A 2,624-nucleotide genomic window follows, 5' to 3' on the forward strand; every position below is an offset into this window, starting at 1 on the left:
TATAGCGCGACAATCAGGATGAGACGCTTGCGACAATCTGGATGAGATTCTTAGGTCGCGGTCGGGATCAAATTATCATGCTGATTGCCGGTGACAAGTTCTTCTTCGTTTTCTGATTGCCGCTGCGCGACAGACAGCGTTGAGGTCCTGATTGTCGCAAACGAGGCCGGTCGGCCCCGCTGGCGTTTTTCCTCAAGCGCGGTTCTGCGGCGATAACTTTCGACATTCATCTCGAAGATCGTGGCATGGTGCACAAGCTGGTCGACTGCTGCGAGTGTCATGGCAGGATCTGGAAAGACCCGGTTCCACTCTCCGAACGGCTGGTTGGCAGTGATCAAGATCGACCGGTGCTCGTATCGTGCCGAGATCAGCTCGAATAGCACGCTTGTTTCCGCCTGGTCCTTGGTGACGTAGGCGAGGTCATCGAGGATGAGCAAGTCGTACTTGTTGAGTTTATCGATGGCAGACTCAAGCTGCAGTTCCCTGCGGGCGACCTGAAGCTTCTGCACAAGATCGGTAGTCCGGGTGAACAGGACCCGCCATCCGTTCTCGATCAGCGCAAGGCCGATAGCCGCAGCAAGATGGCTCTTTCCTCCACCGGGCGGACCGAACATGAGGATGTTGGCTCCCTTGGCGAGCCAACTGTCGCCGGCGGTAATTGCCATGACCTGCGCCTTCGAGATCATGGGTACCGCGTCAAAGGCGAAGCTGTCCAAGGTCTTTCCGGGCGGCAGGTGCGCTTCGGCGAGATGCCGTTCAATCCTGCGATTGGCACGCTCTGCCAGCTCGTGCTCGGCAATAGCCGACAGAAAGCGAGCTGCTGGCCATCCTTCCCGGTCCGCCTGCTCGGCAAATTGCGGCCACAGCGTTTTGATGGTCGGTAGCCGAAGTTCGTTGAGCATGATGGCGAGCCGTGCTTCGTCGATTACGTGGGCGTTCTTCATGCGGCTTCTCCTGTCCCGATCAGGGCCTCATAACCGTTGAGCGATGCGAGCTGCACATGAACGGTAGGCAGCTTGGCTGGATCCGGACCGAAGAGCGTTCGCATGGCGACCAGATCCGGTAAATCGCCCGCATCCAGGGTCCTGGCCAATTCTTTGGCAAGTTCGCGCTCGCAACCGCGGTCATGCGCCAATGCCAAAAGCTCAACGGTGATCTTGCAAGCCTGCTTGTCGGGAAGATGCTCGATGAGGGCTTCGAAGGCCTTGCGATATTCCGGACGCGGGAAGAGTTTGTCGCGATAAACGAGGCCGCGGAGCGCCATCGGCTTCTTGCGCAGGGAATGGATGACGTGGTGGTAGTTGACGACCTGATCGTGTCGCCCGTCGGGGTGGCCGCGTCCGCGGCGCAACGTCATCAGATGCGTACCGCCGATGAAGACATCCAGCCGATCATCGAACAGGCGAACTCGTAGCCTGTGGCCGATCAGGCGGGATGGCACGGTGTAGAAGACCTTGCGCAAGGTGAAGCCGCCCGTCCGGGACACAGTGACGACAATTTCTTCGAAGTCCGTGGTCCTGCGCTCTGGCAGCGCCTGCAGATGGGATCGCTCAGCATCGATACGCTTGCCATGGGCAGCATTGCGACGGCTGACGATCTCGTCGACAAAGGCGCGGTAAGAACCGAGATCGTCGAACTCCTTAGTCCCCCGCATCAGCAGGGCATCATGAACGGCGCTCTTGAGATGGCCATGGGAGCTTTCTATCGAGCCGTTCTCATGCGCGACGCCTTTGTTGTTGCGCGTCGGCGTCATTCTATAATGGGAGCAAAGCTGGTCGTATCGGTGCGTGAGATCGACCTTGGCATCGGCGTCGAGGTTGCGGAATGCCGCCGAAAGGCTGTCGCTTCGATGATAAAGCGGCGTACCACCTACGGACCACAGAGCATTTTGAAGCCCTTCGGCCAGCGCGACAAAGCTTTCCCCGCCGAGAATAACATGGGCATGTTCGAAGCCCGACCAGACAAGCCGGAAGTGATAGAACAGGTGATCAAGCGGCTGGCCGGCGATGGTCACACCAAGACCGCTGGCATCGGTAAAGTCCGAAAGGCCCAACCGGCCTGGCTCGTGCGTCTGGCGGAAGATAACCTCCTGCGCTTCGCCATGGACAGCACGCCACGACCGAATGCGTCGTTCAAGCGTGCGGCGGATACCTTCAGACAGTTCTGGATGTCGGCGCAGCATCTCGTTGTAGACAGCGACGGCACGGATGCCGGGTGCGGCCTTCAAGAGCGGGACGACTTCAGTCTCGAATATTGGCTCCAAGGGATCAGGGCGGCGGCGTCCACGCGGCGCTTTGCTCTGAGATGGTAGTTGCACCTCCTTGTCGAGGCGGTATGCCGTAGCTCGGCTGATCGACGCTTTTGCTGCGGCGACCTCTACGGAATGCGTTTGTCGGTACTTCATGAAGAGTCTCATCTGATGATCGGTTACATGGCAACCCGGCACAAACTGGTTCTCCAATCCAGAAAACCGCAAATGTACCGGACCGACCGCGATCTTGAGACGCCAAATTCTGCGCCGCGCCGGGGTATGACTACGATCGGGCTACGCCCTCACTTCGTCACACCCCGGCGCGAGTCTCATCCTGATTGACGCTGAATCTCACCTAGATTGCCGCTATGCA

At 58.8% G+C, this 2,624-nt stretch carries 2 protein-coding genes; both read right to left on the reverse strand.

The genetic code is table 11. The annotated features are described in order from the left end of the window. Positions 1–50: 50 nt before the first annotated feature. Positions 51–944 carry an IS21-like element ISRel5 family helper ATPase IstB gene (istB, locus tag QBD01_RS25345; protein ID WP_280995028.1) on the reverse strand — a complete coding sequence of 298 codons (894 nt, stop codon included), beginning with the start codon at positions 942–944 and terminating at the stop codon, positions 51–53. After that, positions 941–2,416 (reverse strand): IS21 family transposase, encoded by a 1,476-nt coding sequence (gene istA / locus QBD01_RS25350; protein WP_280995029.1) that lies wholly within the window; start codon positions 2,414–2,416, stop codon positions 941–943. Before istA ends, istB begins: the two co-directional genes overlap by 4 nt. Positions 2,417–2,624: the final 208 nt, after the last annotated feature.

The sequence above is a fragment of the Ochrobactrum sp. 19YEA23 genome (assembly GCF_029909865.1).
Classification (GTDB): domain Bacteria; phylum Pseudomonadota; class Alphaproteobacteria; order Rhizobiales; family Rhizobiaceae; genus Brucella; species Brucella gambitense.